The sequence below is a fragment of the Pseudomonas sp. 37 R 15 genome, assembly GCF_900004865.1.
In the GTDB taxonomy this organism is placed as follows: domain Bacteria; phylum Pseudomonadota; class Gammaproteobacteria; order Pseudomonadales; family Pseudomonadaceae; genus Aquipseudomonas; species Aquipseudomonas fluorescens_AM.
On the sequence record NZ_CVTV01000060.1, the window covers coordinates 115,328 to 133,861 of the forward strand.

At 61.2% G+C, this 18,534-nt stretch carries 16 protein-coding genes; 6 read left to right on the forward strand and 10 right to left on the reverse strand.

All coding sequences use genetic code 11. The annotated features are described in order from the left end of the window. Positions 1 to 115 precede the first annotated feature (115 nt). Positions 116 to 1,198, forward strand: coding sequence for a catalase family peroxidase (locus BFQ04_RS24890; RefSeq protein ID WP_065953074.1), 1,083 nt, complete (start codon positions 116 to 118; stop codon positions 1,196 to 1,198). Beyond that, positions 1,195 to 1,734 carry a cytochrome b gene (locus BFQ04_RS24895; RefSeq protein ID WP_065953075.1) on the forward strand — a complete coding sequence of 180 codons (540 nt, stop codon included), beginning with the start codon at positions 1,195 to 1,197 and terminating at the stop codon, positions 1,732 to 1,734. Before BFQ04_RS24890 ends, BFQ04_RS24895 begins: the two co-directional genes overlap by 4 nt. Before the next feature lie 18 nt (positions 1,735 to 1,752). Here the strand turns inward: BFQ04_RS24895 and BFQ04_RS24900 are convergent, their stop codons facing one another. Beyond that, complete coding sequence (locus BFQ04_RS24900) at positions 1,753 to 2,904, reverse strand: M14 family metallopeptidase (RefSeq protein ID WP_065953076.1); 1,152 nt, start codon at positions 2,902 to 2,904, stop codon at positions 1,753 to 1,755. A 101-nt stretch (positions 2,905 to 3,005) separates the two neighbouring features. On the opposite strand from BFQ04_RS24900, the gene BFQ04_RS24905 reads away from it, so the two are divergent. Next, positions 3,006 to 3,218, forward strand: a complete 213-nt coding sequence (locus tag BFQ04_RS24905; RefSeq protein ID WP_139111970.1) for a hypothetical protein — start codon at positions 3,006 to 3,008, stop codon at positions 3,216 to 3,218. Positions 3,219 to 3,370: 152 nt separating this feature from the next. On the opposite strand, the gene BFQ04_RS24910 is transcribed toward BFQ04_RS24905, so the two are convergent. Further along, the gene (locus BFQ04_RS24910; RefSeq protein WP_083218067.1) at positions 3,371 to 3,721 is read right to left on the reverse strand and encodes a DUF6124 family protein; all 351 of its coding nucleotides are present in this window, start codon (positions 3,719 to 3,721) and stop codon (positions 3,371 to 3,373) included. Between the two features lie 129 nt (positions 3,722 to 3,850). Between BFQ04_RS24910 and BFQ04_RS24915 the strand changes: the two genes are divergently transcribed. Beyond that, positions 3,851 to 4,486 carry a LexA family protein gene (locus tag BFQ04_RS24915; RefSeq protein ID WP_065953211.1) on the forward strand — a complete coding sequence of 212 codons (636 nt, stop codon included), beginning with the start codon at positions 3,851 to 3,853 and terminating at the stop codon, positions 4,484 to 4,486. Here the strand turns inward: BFQ04_RS24915 and BFQ04_RS24920 are convergent. From BFQ04_RS24920 to BFQ04_RS24935, 4 genes are all read right to left on the reverse strand, one after another. Further along, positions 4,483 to 6,408, reverse strand: coding sequence for an acetyl/propionyl/methylcrotonyl-CoA carboxylase subunit alpha (locus BFQ04_RS24920; protein ID WP_065953079.1), 1,926 nt, complete (start codon positions 6,406 to 6,408; stop codon positions 4,483 to 4,485). The genes BFQ04_RS24915 and BFQ04_RS24920 overlap by 4 nt on opposite strands. After that, positions 6,405 to 7,211, reverse strand: coding sequence for a gamma-carboxygeranoyl-CoA hydratase (locus BFQ04_RS24925; RefSeq protein ID WP_065953080.1), 807 nt, complete (start codon positions 7,209 to 7,211; stop codon positions 6,405 to 6,407). Before BFQ04_RS24925 ends, BFQ04_RS24920 begins: the two co-directional genes overlap by 4 nt. A gap of 133 nt (positions 7,212 to 7,344) precedes the next feature. Continuing rightward, entirely contained in the window at positions 7,345 to 8,949 is a 1,605-nt protein-coding gene (locus BFQ04_RS24930) for a carboxyl transferase domain-containing protein (protein ID WP_065953081.1), read from the reverse strand. 105 nt (positions 8,950 to 9,054) lie between these two features. Further along, positions 9,055 to 10,218 carry an isovaleryl-CoA dehydrogenase gene (locus tag BFQ04_RS24935; RefSeq protein WP_065953082.1) on the reverse strand — a complete coding sequence of 388 codons (1,164 nt, stop codon included), beginning with the start codon at positions 10,216 to 10,218 and terminating at the stop codon, positions 9,055 to 9,057. 150 nt (positions 10,219 to 10,368) lie between these two features. Here BFQ04_RS24935 and BFQ04_RS24940 point away from each other — a divergent pair, with 150 nt between their 5' ends. After that, entirely contained in the window at positions 10,369 to 12,006 is a 1,638-nt protein-coding gene (locus BFQ04_RS24940) for an AMP-binding protein (RefSeq protein ID WP_065953083.1), read from the forward strand. A 539-nt stretch (positions 12,007 to 12,545) separates the two neighbouring features. Here BFQ04_RS24940 and BFQ04_RS24945 read toward each other — a convergent pair. The 3 genes from BFQ04_RS24945 to BFQ04_RS24955 form a co-directional block, all read right to left on the reverse strand. Further along, a complete protein-coding gene (locus BFQ04_RS24945) occupies positions 12,546 to 13,445 on the reverse strand; it encodes a hydroxymethylglutaryl-CoA lyase (RefSeq protein WP_065953084.1) in 900 nt (299 codons plus the stop codon). 16 nt (positions 13,446 to 13,461) lie between these two features. Next, positions 13,462 to 13,854 (reverse strand): MerR family transcriptional regulator, encoded by a 393-nt coding sequence (locus BFQ04_RS24950; RefSeq protein WP_057721728.1) that lies wholly within the window; start codon positions 13,852 to 13,854, stop codon positions 13,462 to 13,464. 768 nt (positions 13,855 to 14,622) lie between these two features. Next, positions 14,623 to 15,558 carry a LysR family transcriptional regulator gene (locus BFQ04_RS24955; RefSeq protein ID WP_027606275.1) on the reverse strand — a complete coding sequence of 312 codons (936 nt, stop codon included), beginning with the start codon at positions 15,556 to 15,558 and terminating at the stop codon, positions 14,623 to 14,625. A gap of 167 nt (positions 15,559 to 15,725) precedes the next feature. Here BFQ04_RS24955 and BFQ04_RS24960 point away from each other — a divergent pair, with 167 nt between their 5' ends. Beyond that, positions 15,726 to 16,955 carry an acyl-CoA dehydrogenase gene (locus tag BFQ04_RS24960; protein WP_065953085.1) on the forward strand — a complete coding sequence of 410 codons (1,230 nt, stop codon included), beginning with the start codon at positions 15,726 to 15,728 and terminating at the stop codon, positions 16,953 to 16,955. A 122-nt stretch (positions 16,956 to 17,077) separates the two neighbouring features. Here BFQ04_RS24960 and BFQ04_RS24965 read toward each other — a convergent pair whose 3' ends face one another. Then, the gene (locus BFQ04_RS24965; protein ID WP_065953086.1) at positions 17,078 to 18,409 is read right to left on the reverse strand and encodes a substrate-binding domain-containing protein; all 1,332 of its coding nucleotides are present in this window, start codon (positions 18,407 to 18,409) and stop codon (positions 17,078 to 17,080) included. Positions 18,410 to 18,534: the final 125 nt, after the last annotated feature.

Sequence of the window (18,534 nt, forward strand, 5' to 3'; positions counted from 1 at the left end):
TTATTCCATGGGCTGGAAAATAAAACGCAGCCAGGGAATAGAGTTTATCGGCGTGCGTCTCAATGCTCCGACCTTATGTTTCACCCCCTAAGGCCTCTGGCCCTGGAGTTCATACATGGTAGATCACTCATCACCGCCTCGTCCTCCGTTGAGCACTGCGAGCCTGATCGCGCGACTCGCCGGTATCGGTGCCGTGGTTGCCGTTGTTGCCGGGGCATTCGCCTACGTCAACGGCACCCTCGACCCACAGCGCCTGCGTCCAAAAACCCTGGTCAATGCCCTGGAAACCAATAACGGTGTGCACCCGGGGTTTCGGCGTAACCATGCCAAGGGTGTGTGCGTGGCCGGGTACTTCGAGAGCAATCCCCAGGTACGCACCTACTCCAGCGCCCAGTTGTTCAACGAAGCGAAAACCCCAGTGATCGGGCGGTTCGCCTTGCCCAGCGGCAACCCTTATGCGCCGGACAGCAGTGTGCCGATCCGCAGTTTTGCCGTGCAGTTGAGCCAGGCCAACGGCCAGCAGTGGCGCACCGGGATGAACAGCATGCCGGTGTTCCCGGTGGGCACGCCCGAGGCGTTCTACCAGTTGCTCAAGGCCGGCGCGCCGGACCCGGCCACCGGCAAGCCGAACCCGGCGAGCATGCCGGCGTTTTTTGCCGCACACCCGGAGACCGCGCCGTTTCTGGCCTGGGTCAAAACCGCCAGACCATCGGCCAGTTACGCGACCGAAACCTATAACGGCATCAACACGTTTTACCTGGTGAATGCCGACGGCAAACGCCAGGCTGTGCGCTGGACCGTGGTGCCGCAGAGCCGCGACGCAGCGGGCGATACCGCGCCTGAAGGCGGCGACTTCCTGGAAAAAGACCTGGTGCAGCGCCTGGCTGCGGGGCCGCTGCATTGGCAGTTGAACATGACGCTGGCCAACCCCGGCGACCCGCTCGATGACGCCAGCAAGACCTGGACCGGTGAGCACAAGGTGCTCAACGCCGGCACCCTGGTGTTGCAGAGCAGCCAGCCACAAGCCGATGGCGATTGCCGCGATATCAACTTCGACCCGCTGATTCTGCCCAGTGGTATCGAGGCGTCCAATGACCCGCTGCTGGCGGCTCGCTCGGCGGCCTATGCCAGTTCATACCTGCGCCGTGCCGGTGAAGTCAGCCCGTTGCACAGTGTCCCCCAGGAGTCGAAGCCATGAAGGTTGAACCACGATTTTTTGCCCCGCTGGCGCGTTTGCTGCACTGGGTGATGGCGTTGATGATCATCGCCATGCTGTTTATCGGCGCGGGCCTGGCGGCGTCAGTGTCTGAGCGCCACGAGTGGCTGATTCACCTGCACAAGCCATTGGGGATCGCCATTCTGGCGCTGGTCATCGTGCGCCTGGTGGTGCGTTTTTCCACGCGCCAACCGCCGCTGCCGGCTGACTTGCCGCTGTGGCAAGTGCTCGCGGCCAAGGCCTCACACGCGGTGCTGTATGGGTTGATGCTGGTGTTGCCGTTGTTGGGCTGGGCAATGATTTCGGCCGCCGGTGACCCGGTGATGCTCAGCAGCTCCGTGCAACTGCCGGCATTGGTCTCGGCGAATGCGCCGTTGTTTGCGCTGTTGCGCAAGGCCCACGGTTATCTCGCCTACCTGCTGTTTCTGACGGTGCTGGTGCATCTGGCGGCCGCACTGTTCCACGGGTTGATCCGCCGCGACGGCGTACTGCAAAGTATGACCGGCACCCGCCACTGATCAGTCTTTGACTGATCGTCAACGCAGGTGGCCGATGATATCGGCCACGCTGCTCAGGACATCCTTGCCCAACTGCCGGGAGCGATCGCCGGACCAGCCGGTTTTCGCGTTGGGCGCATCGTCGTTGTCCTTGAAGGGCATCTCCAGGGTCAGTGACAGGCAGTCGTACTTCTCACCGACCGCATTGCAAGCCAGGGTCATATTGGCTTCGCCCGGCAGATCGCGGGTGTAGCCGTAGGTGGTCTGAAAGTCACGAGTCAATTGGCTCAGGTGGCTGCGGAAGTGTTTTTCCAGGGCTTCGATACGCGGGCTGTAGCCGGGGTTGCCTTCGCAGCCTGCGGTGAACACGTAGGGGATTTCTTCGTCGCCATGGATATCGAGGAACAGGTCGACGCCATATTTTTCCATCTGCTGTTGCACGAACAGGACTTCCGGGCTGAGTTCCTGGCTGGCGCTCTGCCAGGCGCGGTTGAGGTCCTGGCCCATGGCATTGGTACGCAGGTGGCCATGAAATGCGCCGTCGGGGTTCATGTTCGGCACCAGGTACAGGTCGGCGATGGCCAGGAGCTTTTTCAACTCGCTGCCACCGCTCTGTTGCAAGCGTTCTATCACGCCCTCCATAAACCATTCGGCCATGTGTTCACCGGGATGCTGCTGGGCGATGATCCAGACCTTGCGGCGGCCTTCGCCCCCTTTGCCACGGCGCAGCAGTTGGATATCGCGGCCCTCGACACTTTTGCCGGTGGCCAGCAGCTTGACGCCGGCGTACTTCAGCGCCTGCTCGATCAACCAGTCGTGGCGTTCACGGCTATAGGGTTCGAAGTAGGCGAACCACGCGTGTTTTTCCCGGGTCTGGAGGCTGATATGCAGGATTTCGCCATCAAAGCGTGACGGCACGCGGAACCAATTGACGTGGTCGTAGGATGCCACGGCGTTATAGCCGGTCCAGGCGTGCTTGTAGGACGAACCGCCCGCGTTGCTCAGGCGAAAAGTATGGGTGTGACCCACATGCATGCCTTCGGCCTTGAAGTGAAACCACTGATAATGCTGGCTGCGGGTGTCGGGTTTGATTGCCAGCAACAATTGGTAGGCATCGCTGGCATCCAGGACCTGGATATTGCCGCTGTCGAAGTCGGTGCTGATTTTGATGGACGTCAAGGCCACGGTCATAGTCTGGTTGCCTGAATATGAGGATGTGGCGGCTATCTTACACAGGCAGCAGGCAATGTCTGGAAGCAAAATTGTTGCACGGGGGGAGGGGGGCATCATCCGTGACGCTGCGCCAGCTTAGGGTCTATGAGATTGATTCTCAAGCGCTAAATCGGGAAGATTTGGACTGGGGCCTTGCTGCGCCTTTCTTTTCGCAATGGTCTTTTGCTACCATCCGCGCCATCAAGCAACACACAGTCTTCATTAGCCTGAAGCCATGCCAGAAAAACTGGCAAAAAAAAGACCCGGCCAAAGAGCCGGGTCAAAAACCGTGATTAGCCTGATGAGGAGATATTCCAAGAGTCCGACCTAAGGTCTCTTGGTCTATCGACTGATCTCGCGATCAGCTAGGTCCAATAATAATCATTATCATTTGCAAGTCAAATGTTTTTATCCGTCCGATAGAAATATTTTTCCCGTGTGCCCGTCATCCGCTTGCCTGAGCGTCCTGCGCTCGCAACGACCGCTCCACCATCGCCTTCGCCATATCGATCAAGTACACCACCGAAAATGCCAGGTCACGCTGATTGCCCTGATGGCTGCTCGCCGACTCGTAGGCGGTTGCCGCCGCACTGCGCAGCAGGTCGGAGGCGTGCACCAGCGCTTCCTCCTGGCTGATGCTTGAATTGATGGTGAAAAAGGCTGTGCCCGAGGCTGGCGCAGACATATCTTCTTTCAAGTAATAGTCCAGCGCGCGCTGTGCGGCGCCGCTGCAGTGCATGTCGTGCAGCTCAGTGTTTTCAGGTAGTTCAGGCAGGTGATACGGGCTCGTCGTCATGAGGGGCGGTACTCTGGGTGGGTGTCGAAAACCTTATATCGATGATAGTACGTATCGTATTTATGTCGTTTTATGGATTACTACAAACTGTTTATTGCCGTGGAAAATACGCACCGTATTGTCAGCGCCATGGATAACTGGATAGCGTTGGTGCGAGCCAACATGAAAGACCGCAAGGTCACGCAGGATGAACTGGCGGAGCGCCTGGGCATGTCCCAGGGCGGCGTGGGCCATTGGCTCAACAAGCGCCGCGTTCCGAGCCTGGCGGACATGAACCGGGTACTGGCGGAACTGGGGCTGGGCTACCTTGAAGTGGCGCTGGAGATTCGCGACAGGACGGATGCACAGGCGGCACTGGAGCACCACTACAACCCGTATTTTCGCTACCCGGTCAACGACTGGGGCGGTGTGTGCGAACTGCGTGAAACACGTGCCCATTATGGGCCGGAACGCTTTGAACTGACCGATTACCATGCCCATGGCGACGCCTTCTGGCTGCCGGTGATCGGCGACGCCATGACCGCGCCCACGGGTCTGAGCATCAGCGCAGGCATGCTGATCCTGGTCGATCCGGCTATCGAGGTGCAGCCCGGCAAACTGGTGGTTGCGCAATGGCTGGACAGCCCCCAGGCCACCTTTCGCCAGCTGCAGGCAGACAGCGGCCAGCTTTACCTGGTGCCGCTCAATCCCACTTACCCCAAACTGCTGTTCACCGACGATTGCCGCATCCTGGGCGTGGTCGTGCAAGCCATGGCGAAGTTCTAGTGCGCTGGCTCCAGTTCCACCAGTGCACTGCCTTCGGCGACCATCTCGCCCTCCTGGCAAAACAGTGCCTTGACTACGCCCGCCTCGGGCGCGCGGATGCTGTGTTCCATCTTCATCGCTTCAAGTACCACCAGTTGCGCACCGGCTTCGACGCGTTGGCCGATGTCCACCAGTACGCGCACGATGCTGCCGTTCATGGGGGCGGTAAGGCCGCCTTGAGAGGTGTGACCGGCCTCGGCCGCCGCAATCGGGTCGAACAGGCTGACCGCCTGCATTTCGCCATCCCAGCGCAGATACACCGTGCCTTCATTGCGCACCGCCAGATGGGAGCGATGTATACCCTGGTGTTCGATCACCAGGTGCTCGTCCATGAGTGGCGACGGTGGCCCGGCCAGCGTGACCAGTCGGTCCTGGCCATTGCAGCTCAAATGCAGTGAAACCTGGGCCGGCAGCCCCGCGCGAAAACCTTGGGTCGCTGCCCAGGGTCCGTCACCGGTCGGCAAGGTTTGCATAAAAGCCGAACCTGCCGCCTGCCAGAACTCATCGCTCAACGCTGCGGCCACCGGCAGCAGCTCAGCCTGATAACGCGGAATAAACCCGGTATCCAGCTCGGCCGCAGCAAAGGCCGGATGGCCAATGATGCGCCGCAGGAAGCCCAGGTTGGTCTTGAGCCCGCCCACCGCATATTCGTCGAGCATACTCAGCAAGCGTAGCCGCGCCTGTTCACGGTCCTCGCCCCAGGCAATCAACTTGCCGAGCATCGGGTCGTAGAACGGCGAAACGCTGTCCCCTTGTTCGACGCCGCTGTCCACACGCCGCCCCGGGCCTGGCCTGGACTCGCGGTACAGCGCCAACCGTCCGGTGGCGGGCAGGAAATCAGTGGCCGGGTCTTCGGCATACAGCCTGACCTCAATCGCATGCCCCCTCAGCGGTACCTGGGCCTGGGTGATCGGCAGCACTTCGCCCTGGGCCACACGGATCTGCCAGGCCACCAGGTCGAGGCCGGTGATCGCCTCGGTGACCGGATGCTCGACTTGCAGGCGGGTGTTCATCTCCATGAAGAAAAACTCGCCGCGGGCATCCAGCAGGAACTCCACTGTGCCCGCGCCCACATAGCCAATGGCCTGCGCCGCGCGAACCGCCGCTTCGCCCATGGCCTTGCGTTGCTCGGCACTGAATCCCGGCGCGGGGGCTTCTTCCACGACCTTTTGATGACGCCGCTGGATCGAGCAATCACGCTCATTGAGGTACAGGCAGTTGCCGTGTTGATCGGCAAACACCTGGATTTCCACATGGCGCGGTTTGAGCAGGTATTTCTCCACCAGCATCTGCCCGTTGCCAAATGACGACAGCGCCTCACGCTGGGCGGAGGCCAGGGCTTCTGCCAGCTGGCTGACGTCCTCGACCACCTTCATACCCTTGCCGCCGCCGCCAGCCGTGGCCTTGAGCAACACCGGGTAACCGATACGCGCGCAGGCCTCCCGGAAGGTCTCGAGGTCCTGGGCCTCGCCGTGATAACCCGGCACCAGCGGCACGCCGGCGGTGTCCATCAGCGCCTTGGCCGCCGACTTGCTGCCCATGGCGTCGATTGCCGAGGCGGGCGGGCCGAGGAAGATCAAGCCCGCTGCCTCGACGGCCCGAGCGAACCCGGCGTTTTCCGAAAGAAAACCGTAGCCCGGATGAATCGCCTGGGCGCCGCTGGCGTGGGCGGCGGCGATCAGTTTATCGATCTGCAGGTAACTGTCAGTGGCCTTGCTGCCGCCCAGGTCGACACGAATATCCGCTTCGCGGCTGTGCCGCGCATCACGGTCGATCGCACTGTGCACGGCCACGGTGGTCAGCCCCAGCGCCTTGGCGGTGCGCATGATTCGGCAGGCGATTTCGCCACGGTTGGCCACCAGCACGCTAGTCAATGTGCTCATGGGTGCGGCTCCTTGGATTGCCAGCTGGGTGCGCGTTTTTGCAGAAAGGCGCGCAAGCCTTCCTGGCCCTCGGCACTGACCCGAATTCGCGCGATGGCGTTTTCACAGTAACGCCGCAGCGCCGGGGTAAGGGCACCGTTGCCCACCTCACGCAATAAGTCTTTGCTCGAACGCATTGCCGCCGGGCTGTTGTGCAGCAGGTTGGCGATCCACTCATCCACCCGTTGCTCCAACGTCTCGACCGGGTAGCTTTCCGCCAACAGGCCGATCTCCCGCGCACGCTGGCCGCCAAACCGCTCGGCCGTCAAGGCATAGCGACGTGCCGCGCGTTCACCGATGGCCTGCACCACGAATGGGCTGATCACCGCCGGTGCCAGGCCGATACGCACTTCAGACAGACAGAACTGCGCGTCATCGGTGCCGATCGCCATGTCGCAGCAACTGATCAAGCCCAGCGCGCCGCCGTAAGCGGCGCCTTGTACCACCGCCAGGGTGGGGATTTTCAGCTTGGCCAGGTTGTACATCAACTCGGCCAGTTCACGGGCGTCGTCCAGGTTGGTGTGGTAATCCAGCTCGGCCGATTGCTGCATCCAGGCCAGGTCGGCGCCGGCGCTGAAGTGCTTGCCGCGCCCGCGCAACACCAGAAAGCGCAGGGACGGGTCGCCCTGTACGTGGTCGAGAGCGATGATCAGTTCGCGGATCATCTGGGCGTTGAACGCGTTGTTCTTGGCTTCACGACTGAGCCACAGCGTGGCAAAGCCACGGCTGTCGGTGATCAGTTCGAGGGTGTTGAAATCGCTCATGAAAGAAGCTCCGTGAAAATGAGAGGCTTCCTGTAGGAGCAAGCTTGCTCGCGAAGGTCGTCAACGATAACGCGGGTATCCAGGATGTACGCGTTGACTGGACGTTTTTCGCCAGCGAGCTCGCTCCTGCAGGTCACATGCGGAACACGCCGAAGCGGCTCGGCTCGATAGGGGCGTTGAGGGCGGCGGACAGTGCCAGGGCCAGCACGTCGCGGGTCTGCAGCGGGTCGATGACGCCGTCATCCCACAGGCGTGCGCTGGAATAGTACGGATGGCCCTGGGTTTCGTATTGGTCGAGGATCGGCTGCTTGATCGCCGCTTCTTCCTCGGCACTGAACGCGTTGCCGGCGCGCGAGGCCTGCTCGCGCTTGACCTGCACCAGCACGCCCGCCGCCTGTTCGGCGCCCATCACGCCGATGCGCGCATTGGGCCACATCCACAAAAAGCGCGGGTCATAGGCGCGACCGCACATGCCGTAGTTACCGGCACCGAAACTGCCGCCGATGATCACCGTGAACTTCGGCACCTTGGCGCAGGCCACCGCCGTCACCAGTTTGGCGCCGTGCTTGGCGATGCCGCCGGCTTCGTACTTCTGGCCGACCATGAAGCCGGTGATGTTCTGCAGAAACAGCAGCGGAATCCCGCGCTGGCAGGCCAGCTCGATAAAGTGCGCACCTTTTTGCGCGGCTTCAGCGAACAGAATCCCGTTGTTGGCCAGGATCGCCACCGGGTAACCGTGCAGATGTGCAAAGCCGCACACCAGGGTGGTGCCGAACAGCGCCTTGAACTCATCGAACACCGAACCGTCCACCAGCCGTGCGATCACTTCGCGCACATCGAACGGCTGCTTGGCATCGGCCGGAATCACGCCATAGAGCTCTTCGCCGCTGTACAACGGCGCGACGGGCGTGCGTTGGCGCAACTCACCCTGCTTGCGCCAATTGAGGTTGGCCACGCTGCGGCGGGCCAGGGCCAGGGCGTGTTCATCGTTGTCGGCATAGTGATCGGCCACGCCGGAAATCCTGCAGTGCACATCGGCACCGCCGAGGTCTTCGGCGCTGACCACTTCGCCGGTGGCGGCCTTCACCAGCGGCGGGCCCGCGAGGAAAATAGTCGCCTGCTGGCGCACCATGATCGCTTCGTCGGCCATGGCCGGCACATAGGCTCCACCGGCGGTGCACGAGCCCATCACCACGGCAATCTGCGGGATGCCCTGGGCACTCATATTGGCCTGGTTGAAGAAGATCCGCCCGAAATGCTCGCGGTCCGGGAACACTTCATCCTGGCGCGGCAGGTTGGCGCCGCCGGAGTCCACCAGGTAAATGCACGGCAGGCGGTTCTGCTCGGCGATGGTCTGGGCGCGCAAGTGTTTCTTGACCGTCAACGGGTAGTAGGAGCCGCCTTTCACGGTGGCATCATTGGCGACGATCATGCATTCGACGCCTTCCACGCGGCCGATGCCGGCAATCACGCCGGCAGCCGGTACGTCTTCGCCGTACACCTGGTGGGCGGCCAACTGGCTCAATTCGAGGAACGGCGAGCCCGGGTCGAGCAAACGATTGATGCGCTCGCGTGGCAGCAGTTTGCCGCGTGAGGTATGCCGCTCCTGGGCCTTGGCGCCGCCGCCTTGTTGTACCTGGGCGAGGAGGGTGTGCAGCGCGTCGACCTGGCGGCGCATCGCCGCGCTGTTGGCGACGAATTCCGCCGAGCGCGGGTTGAGCTGGGTGTGTAGAAGCATGGGCTACTCCGTAGCAGCTTTAAGTTTCGAGCTACAAGCTACAAGTTAGAAGCAAGAGCACCGTCCTCTTGCCGCTTGAAGCTTGTCACTTGCCGCTGACGAAATTCATTTCGTCTCATTAAACAGTTCGCGACCGATCAACATCCGCCGAATCTCACTGGTGCCGGCGCCGATTTCGTACAGCTTGGCATCACGCAGCAGGCGCCCGGCGGGGAATTCATTGATGTAGCCGTTGCCGCCCAGGATCTGGATCGCATCAAGGGCCATTTGCGTAGCGCGTTCGGCGCTGTACAGGATCACGCCAGCGGCGTCCTTGCGCGTGGTCTCGCCGCGCTCGCAAGCCTGGGCCACCGCGTAAAGGTAGGCGCGACTGGCATTGAGCTGGGTGTACATATCGGCGACCTTGCCCTGGATCAGCTGGAACTCGCCGATGCTCTGGCCGAACTGCTTGCGGTCGTGGATGTAGGGCACGATCAGGTCCATGCAGGCCTGCATGATTCCGGTGGGGCCGCCGGAGAGCACCACGCGTTCGTAATCGAGGCCGCTCATCAGCACTTTGACGCCGCCATTGAGCACGCCGAGGATGTTTTCTTCGGGGACGTGCACGTCATCGAAAAACAGCTCGCAGGTGTTGGAGCCGCGCATGCCCAGCTTGTCGAACTTGTTGCTGCGACTGAAGCCTGCCCAGTCGCGCTCGACGATGAACGCGGTGATGCCGTGGGCGCCCTTTTCCATGTCGGTCTTGGCGTAGATCACGTAGGTATTGGCGTCGGGGCCGTTGGTGATCCAGGTCTTGCTGCCGTTGAGCACGTAGACGTCACCGCGTTTGTCGGCGCGCAGTCTCATCGACACCACGTCGGAACCGGCATTCGGCTCGCTCATGGCCAGGGCGCCGATGTGCTCGCCGCTGATCAGCTTGGGCAGGTACTTGAGTTTCTGTGCGTGGCTGCCATTGCGGTTGATCTGGTTGACGCACAGGTTGGAGTGGGCGCCGTAGGACAACGCCACCGAGGCCGAGCCACGGCTGATTTCTTCCATGCTCACCACATGCGCCAGGTAACCCAGGCCCGCGCCGCCGTACTCCTCCGGCACGGTAATACCCAGCAGGCCCATGTCGCCGAACTTGCGCCACAGGTCGGCGGGAAACAGGTTGTCGATATCGATCTGCGCTGCGCGGGGCGCGATTTCCTTGGCCACGAAGGACTGCACCTGGTCGCGCAGCATGTCGATGGTTTCGCCGAGGGCGAAGTTCAGGGACGGGTAACTCATGGACAGGCACCTTAATGTGAGCTTTTGTTGTTGTGTAGGCAAGGCGCGGGGGAGGGCGCTCACCTTTACGTTAACGTAAGCTTGCGTTGCGGCGCTGTCAATCGTAGTTTACGTTTACGTCAACCTACAAAAAAGACAACAGGGGTCGTTATGGATCAACCGAATCCGAGCTACAGCCGTGGCTCCCAGGACAAGGCCTTGCTGGCCATGACCATTGGCGAGGCGTTCGATCGTACCGCTGCGCAGTATCCTGATGGGGAAGCCTTGGTGGTCCGCCACCAACAGCGGCGCTACACCTGGCGGGAGCTGGCCGAGACGGTTGATCTGCATGCGCGGGCGTTCCTCGCCCTGGGCATGCAAACCGGCGACCGCCTGGGCATCTGGGCACCCAATTGCGCCGAGTGGCTGGTCTGCCAGGTGGCGAGCGCGAAACTCGGCGTGATTCTGGTCAATATCAACCCGGCGTATCGCACCAGTGAGCTGGACTACGTGCTCCAGCAGTCCGGTTGCCAGTGGCTGGTGTGCGCCAGCGCGTTCAAGACGTCCGATTACCACGCCATGCTGCAGGAACTCAAGCCCGACCTGCGCCGCATCATCAGCCTGGACCCCAACCCACCTGCGCCATTCATGCCTTGGGCGCAATTGTCGGCGCTGGGGGCGAGCGTCCCTGCGCAGCAACTGCATGCCCGCCAGGCCAGCCTGCATTTCGACCAGCCGGTGAATATCCAGTACACCTCCGGCACCACCGGCTTTCCCAAAGGCGCCACCCTCAGTCACCACAACATTCTCAACAACGGCTATATGGTCGGTGAAAGCCTGGGGCTTGCCGCGCAGGACCGTTTGGTGATTCCTGTGCCGCTGTACCACTGTTTTGGCATGGTCATGGGTAACCTGGGGTGCATCACCCACGGCACCACCATGATCTATCCCAATGACGGCTTCGACCCGTTGCTGACGCTGACCGCCGTTGCTCAAGAGCGCGCCACCGGCCTGTACGGCGTGCCAACCATGTTTATCGCGCTGCTCGATCATCCACGCCTGGGCGAGTTCGACTTGTCCAGCCTGCGTACCGGAATCATGGCCGGCTCGACCTGCCCGATCGAGGTGATGCGCCGCGTCATCGGCGAACTGCACATGGGCGAAGTGCAGATTGCCTATGGCATGACCGAAACCAGCCCGGTGTCCTTGCAGACCGGCGCCGATGACGATCTGGAGCGCCGTGTGACCACCGTAGGCCGCACCCAGCCGCAGCTGGAAAACAGGATCATCGACGGTGACGGCAACACACTACCACGCGGTGAAATAGGCGAACTGTGCACGCGCGGTTACAGTGTGATGCTCGGCTATTGGAACAACCCCGAAGGCACTCGCGATGCCATCGACGAGCAGGGCTGGATGCACACCGGCGACCTGGCGACCATGGACGAACACGGTTACGTGTGCATCGTCGGGCGCAACAAGGACATGATCATTCGCGGTGGCGAGAACGTATATCCACGGGAGCTGGAGGAGTTTTTCTTCACCCATCCGGCCGTGGCTGATGTGCAAGTCATCGGTATTCCCGATGAACGTTATGGTGAGGAAATCGTCGCCTGGATCAAGTTCCACCCGGGCCAGGTGGCGAGCGAGCTGGAACTGCAAACCTGGTGCAATGGCCGCATCGCCCACTTCAAGAGGCCCAGGCACTTCAAGTTCGTGGACGCGTTTCCGATGACGGTGACGGGCAAGATCCAGAAATTCCGGATGCGCGAGATCTCAATCGAAGAGCTGCGAACACGCTCGCAATAACTCACAGAAAGCACAAAGGGGACCCGAAGGTCCCCTTTAATATGTCGTTGCGTGCTCTTTTTTATTATTGAGGGGCGGCCTGTTGTTGTTTTTGGTAGCCGTGACCCGTACCGCTGTTTTGGCGACCCCCATCCGGGGTCAAGAGCAAACGTATTTTTTTGAGCGCTGATCTGCTTCTTCGTAAACGATCCAACCAGTGGGTAGCTACCTGAGGTAGTTTTATTTTTCTCTAACCGGTTGCGGGTTTCGGCACGCCGTACCCTGCAAAGCACATCTTCTCCAAAAAAATCTGTTAGCTGCGTCTCTGCCGTGTTGTTTTTGTTATGTCAGAGTCGTTTCGTCTTATTTTTATTAGGTTTGGTGCTTTTTATTCTTGTTATGCCATAGAGATAGCAGAAGCCGTGCCAACTTTTTAAAGTCCTTTAAAATCAATGGTTTGATTTTTTAGCAGGTTATATTTCTCTGGATTGGCAACGGATTATGTTCCCGCGTTACCCGTTATGCCGGTCTGCGGTAACACATTGTCACAGGTGTGCTACTCAACCGAGGTTACGCGCCTTCGCCACACGCGATCCACTTGCCCGTCCCAGCACCTGGCTGATCTGCTGGCCCGCGCCAATCAGGCGCTCCAGGTCTATACCCGTGTCGATCCCCAGCCCATTGAGCAGGTACACCACATCCTCGGTGGCGACGTTACCGCTCGCGCCCTTGGCATAAGGGCAGCCGCCGAGGCCCGCGATAGAGCTGTCGAATACCTGGATGCCTTCCAGCAGGCTGGCGTAGATGTTGGCGATCGCCTGGCCGTAGGTGTCATGGAAATGCCCTGCGAGCTTGTCGCGCGGCACTTGTGCGCCGACCACCTCGAACAGCCGGCGTGTCGCGCCCGCCGTGCCGGTGCCGATCGTGTCGCCCAGGGACACCTCATAGCAGCCCATGGCATACAGCTCGCGGGCGACAGCCGCCACCTGTTGCGCAGCAATATCCCCTTCGTAGGGGCAACCCAGCACACATGACACATACCCGCGCACGCTGATGCCGTGCTGCCGGGCCGCCGCCATGATCGGCGCAAACCGCTCCAGGCTCTCGCTGATGGAGCAATTGATATTGCGCTGGGAAAACGCTTCGGACGCCGCCGCAAATACCGCGACTTCCTTGACCCCGGCCGCCAGTGCATCCTCAAAGCCGCGCAGGTTCGGCGCCAGCGCGCCATAGGTCACGCCAGGCTTGCGCTGGATCTGCGCGAACACCTCGGCGGAGCCGGCCATCTGCGGTACCCACTTGGGCGACACGAAACTGCCCACCTCGATATAACCCAGGCCGGCGGCGCTCAAGGCGTCCACCAAGCGCACCTTGTCGGCGACGCTGATCGGTCGGGCTTCGTTCTGCAAACCGTCGCGTGGGCCGACTTCCACCAGGCGTACGTGTGAGGGGAGGTTCATGGCGGTTACCTTCTGGTCAATGGCCGGCCTGGCGCATGGTGTGTGCCAGGGCCTGGGTGCAGCGCTCTTCAGCGGTGTCCAGTTCCAGCTTCATTTGTTCGATATCCAGCAACTGTTGCTCAAGCTGCTCACGGCGCTCGGCGATCTTTGCCAGCATGCTGTTGAGTTGAATGTGGTTGCCGCTGGTGGGGTCATAGAGCTCGATCAACTCGCGGCATTCGGCCAGGGAAAAGCCGATGCGCTTGCCGCGCAGAATCAGCTTGAGGCTGACCTTGTCCCGCGCCGAGTAGATGCGCTCCTGGCCCCGGCGCTCGGGGGCCAGCAGGCCTTGCTCCTCATAGAAGCGAATGGCGCGGGTGGTGATATCGAGCTCGCGGGCGAGGTCGGAGATGCTGTAGGTGGTGCTCATGGCGGTGCTCGAGAAAGTCCTGGGGCTAAGCTAATGGCAGGTTGACGTGAACGTCAAGGGCTCCCTTGCTGGTGCTCCATAATCCAATGTGGGAGGGGCGGTGCGACGATTCGACTTGCCCTCGATGATGGCCTCAGAGCCGACCAGGCTTTTGTGTCGATCCCGGTCCAAATGTGGGAGGGGGCTTGCCCCCGATGGCGGCCTCTGGGCCGACCGGGCTGTTGTGGCGATCCCGGTCCAAATGTGGGAGGGGGCTTGCCCCCGATGGCGGCCTCTGGGCCGACCGGGCTGTTGTGTCGATCCTGGTCCAAATGTGGGAGGGGGCTTGCCCCCGATGGCGGCCTCAGAGCCGACCAGGATGTTGGATTGGACCGAGTACATATCCGTTTCTGCGGTCATGGCTGCTATCGGTTCCGCTTTTACAGCGGGTTACTTTTGGAAAAGAGCCCCAAAAGTAACCAAAAAGGCTCTTGCCCCACCACTCGGCACCTCGCTTAGGCTCGGTGTGCCCGAACGCAGGCTTGAATCCGTGGGCCGCCGCCACGCGCCATCCATGGCGCGGGGCGGCTAACCCGGCGTCCTGCCGGGTTGCCCACGGATTCAAGCCTGCGTTCGGCCAGCGTGGTTTAACGGGGCGCCCAGGATCAAAAGCAGATCAAGATCAAGATCAAGATCAAGAGCGGCTCGCTTCGCATCGTGGTTAGCGGTGGGCGCTATAGCGTTATGGTCATCGGGGGCAAGCCCCCTACACTGGGGCCTCCTGCAACCTCAAGCCTGTTGCTTATCCAGCTTCTTCTCGTGGGCAGTAACTTGCTGGCACAACTCGATCATCTGTTCGCGCATCCAGCGGTTCGCCGGGTCCTGGTCGGTGCTTTCATGCCAGTACAAATGGGTTTCCACCGGCGGCACATCATTGACCGGCAGGTTGAACCAGTGCAGCTCATGGCGACGGGCGAAGCGTTCGGGCACGGTCATGACCATGTCGGTCTGCTGCAATACTTGCGACGCCATCAGATAGTGCTGGGAGCGCAGGGCGATCTTGCGCTGGATGCCCATCTTGCCCAGGGCCAGGTCGACATGCCCCAGGCCGTTGCGGCGACTGGAAATATGGATATGGGTCAGCGACAGGTAGTCATCCAGGGTGAATTTGTCCTTGCCCGCCATCGGGTGGCCCTTGCGCATGGCGCACACGTAGCGGTCTTCCATCAGCTTGACGTGGCGCACTTGCGGGTCGGTGTTGAGCGGCGCATCCACGGCGAAATCCAGGCGCCCGGCGGCCAGTTCCTTGGTGGTTTCTCGGCGTTTGGACAGGAAGCTCTCGATGACCACCGTCGGCGCCAGTCGGCGCAGGCGTTGGAACAGCAGCGGTAAAATCACCGCTTCGGTCAGGTCGGTCATGCTGATGCGATAGGTCTTGGCCGCCTGTTGCGGGTTGAAAATCCGGCTCTCCTGTACGGAAACCCGCAGCAACGACAACGCGTTGCGCACCGGGCCGATGATGTTCTGCGCCATCGGCGTGGGCACCATGCCCTGGGCGGTGCGCACGAACAGCGGGTCGTTGAACGTCTCGCGCAGGCGTGCCAGAGCGTTGGACACTGCCGGCTGGGTGATACCGACAATCTGCCCGGCACGGGTGAGGTTGGCTTCGGTGTAGATTGCGTCGAAGACGATAAAGAGGTTGAGGTCGACCTTGCTCAGATTCATGTGGATTGCGCTCTTATTATCAGGGGGCGATTTTTTATGTCTTCCGACGCCAATCATATATCGGTGATGAATGTTAATACACGCCGAGAATAGGCTAGGTAAATTATCAACGCTGTTCTAGCATCGATTGCATGACCTAAACAACCTCTCAGAGAAGGGAGCCGCTCATGGATTTCGCCTATTCGCCCAAGGTTCAGGAACTGCGTGAACGCGTCACCGCATTCATGGACGCTTACGTCTACCCGGCCGAGCCGGTGTTCGAGCGCCAGGTCAGCGAAGGTGACCGCTGGCAGCCCACTGCCATCATGGACGAGCTCAAAGCCAAGGCTAAAGCCGAGGGGTTGTGGAACCTGTTTCTGCCGCAATCCGAGCTGGGCGCCGGCCTGACTAATCTCGAATACGCGCCACTGGCCGAAATCATGGGCCGCTCATTGCTGGGCCCGGAACCGTTCAACTGCTCCGCCCCCGACACCGGCAATATGGAAGTGCTGGTGCGTTACGCCAATGAAGAGCAGAAACAGCGCTGGCTCGAGCCGCTGTTGCGCGGCGAGATTCGTTCAGCCTTCGCCATGACCGAACCGGATGTGGCCTCCTCGGACGCCACCAACATGGCCGCCCGCGCCGAACGCCAAGGCGATGAGTGGGTGATCAACGGCAAGAAGTGGTGGACCTCCGGCGCCTGCGATCCGCGTTGCAAGATCCTGATCTTCATGGGCCTGAGCAACCCGGATGCGCCACGCCACCAGCAGCACTCGATGATCCTGGTGCCGGTGGATGCGCCCGGCGTCAAAATCCTGCGCCCGCTGCCGGTGTTCGGCTACGACGATGCGCCACACGGCCACGCCGAAGTGCTGTTCGACAACGTACGCGTGCCTTACGAAAACGTGCTGTTGGGTGAGGGGCGCGGGTTTGAGATTGCCCAGGGCCGGCTTGGCCCGGGCCGTATCCACCACTGCATGCGCTCCATCGGCATGGCCGAGCGCGCGCTGGAATTGATGTGCAAACGCTCGGTCAGTCGCAGCGCCTTCGGCAAGCCGCTGGCCCGCCTGGGGGGCAATATCGACAAGATCGCCGACTCGCGCATGGAAATCGACATGGCGCGGCTGCTGACCCTGAAAGCGGCGTACATGATGGACACGGTCGGCAATAAAGTCGCCAAAAGCGAAATCGCCCAGATCAAGGTGGTTGCGCCCAACGTGGCACTGAAAGTGATCGACCGCGCCATCCAGATTCATGGCGGTGCCGGTGTGTCCAATGACTTCCCGCTGGCCTATATGTACGCCATGCAACGCACCCTGCGCCTGGCCGACGGCCCGGATGAAGTGCACCGTGCGGCGATCGGCAAGTTCGAGATTGGCAAGTATGTGCCCAGGGAGCTGATGCGCGGCGGGCAGTGAGACCGCGTCGCTCGCTATCGGCGGCAAGCCACCTCCCACACTTGGATGTGTGAATACAGTCAAAATGTGGGAGGGGGCTTGCCCCCGATGAGGCCGGATCGAACAATCCAAAAAAACCAGCCTCAGTACACCCAAACCTCCACCCGCCGATTCTTGATCCGCCCTTCATCTGCCGTATTCGCCGCCACCGGCATCTGCGCGCCGAACCCGCGAATATCGCGCAATATCACGCCGCTTTTCACCAACTCCCGGCGCACCGCCATGGCCCGCAACTTGGACAGCAAGGCCGCCCGCTGCGGATCATTCTTGGCATCGCCAAACCCCACCAACGTCACTTGCTTGTGCAGTTTGCCGTGGCTTTTCAGGTAGGCCACCACCCGCTGTACATCCTGGCGCGCCTTGTTGTCCAGGCTGGCGCTGCCTTCCTCGAAACGAAAATTCACCGTCAGGCGCTGGGCGTTGCGCACGATTGCCTGATAATCCGCGGGCATCGAGGCGCGTGGCGTCACGCCGATCGCCTGCACGTGCTGAGCGATAAAGCCGTTGGCCGCGACGATTGCCTGGCCCTGGCTGCTTTGGGCAAAATCCACCAATGCCTTGGCCCAGGCGTTATGCGTCGCCGGCGGCAGATAAAAATACAGGCGCCGGGACAGCGGGTAATCCTCGGTGGCGATCAGGCTGTTCAGTGGCAGCATCGGTTGCGAGTCGCCATCGACAATGGCCACTGCCTTGGCTTGGCGCACGTAGGGCAGCCCGATAAAACCGATGCCTTGAGGGTCCTGGCTGACCGCATCGGACAGCGCTTCACTGGACTCGAAACGCCGGGCCGAGGCGACCAGCGGTTTGTCGCGGCGGTTCAGCACCAGTTCCTTGAAGGTGTCATAGGTGCCGGACCGGTCGTCGCGGGCGTACACCTGAATAGCGCCGCCAACGCCGCCCAGTGCTTCCCAGGTGCTGATCTGGCCATTGAAGATCTGCGCCAGTTGCTCGGTGTCCAGCGTATTGAGCGGGTTGCGGGGGTTGAGGATGATTGCCACGCCATCGATGGCGATCACCTGTTCGGCTTCCGGGCTTTTCAGGTCGCCCAGGGTTTGCAGGTCGACCCGTTCGGTGTCTTTGATCGGGCGCGACGATGCGGCGAGGTCGGCACTGTGGTTTTTCAGCGCGGCAAATCCTGTACTGGAACCGTGGGCGGCTACGTCGATGCTCACGGTTTTACCCTGACGGGTCTTGCCCATCACGTGCTGTTCATTGGCGCCCTCGGCGGGTTCAATGTACACGCCTTGCAAACCCTTGCGCTCCATCAACCCCTTGACCAGGGCCGGGCCCAACCCCGCGCCGATAGTGTTGGAACCCTGGAGGCGCAATGCCGGGCCTTGATCGGGAAGCGGGAGAGGGGCGGACACAGCGAAAAACGGGAAAAGCGTCAGCAGTAACAGAACGCGCAGCCTCATGCCGGCACCTTTTTGCGCCAAAGGAAGTGCTGCGAGATTAAGTCAGTTGGATTGCAAACATATGACCGATACACCACAGATCAAACTGTGGGAGGCGGCGGCTTGCCCTGGCCCTCTGTAGGAGC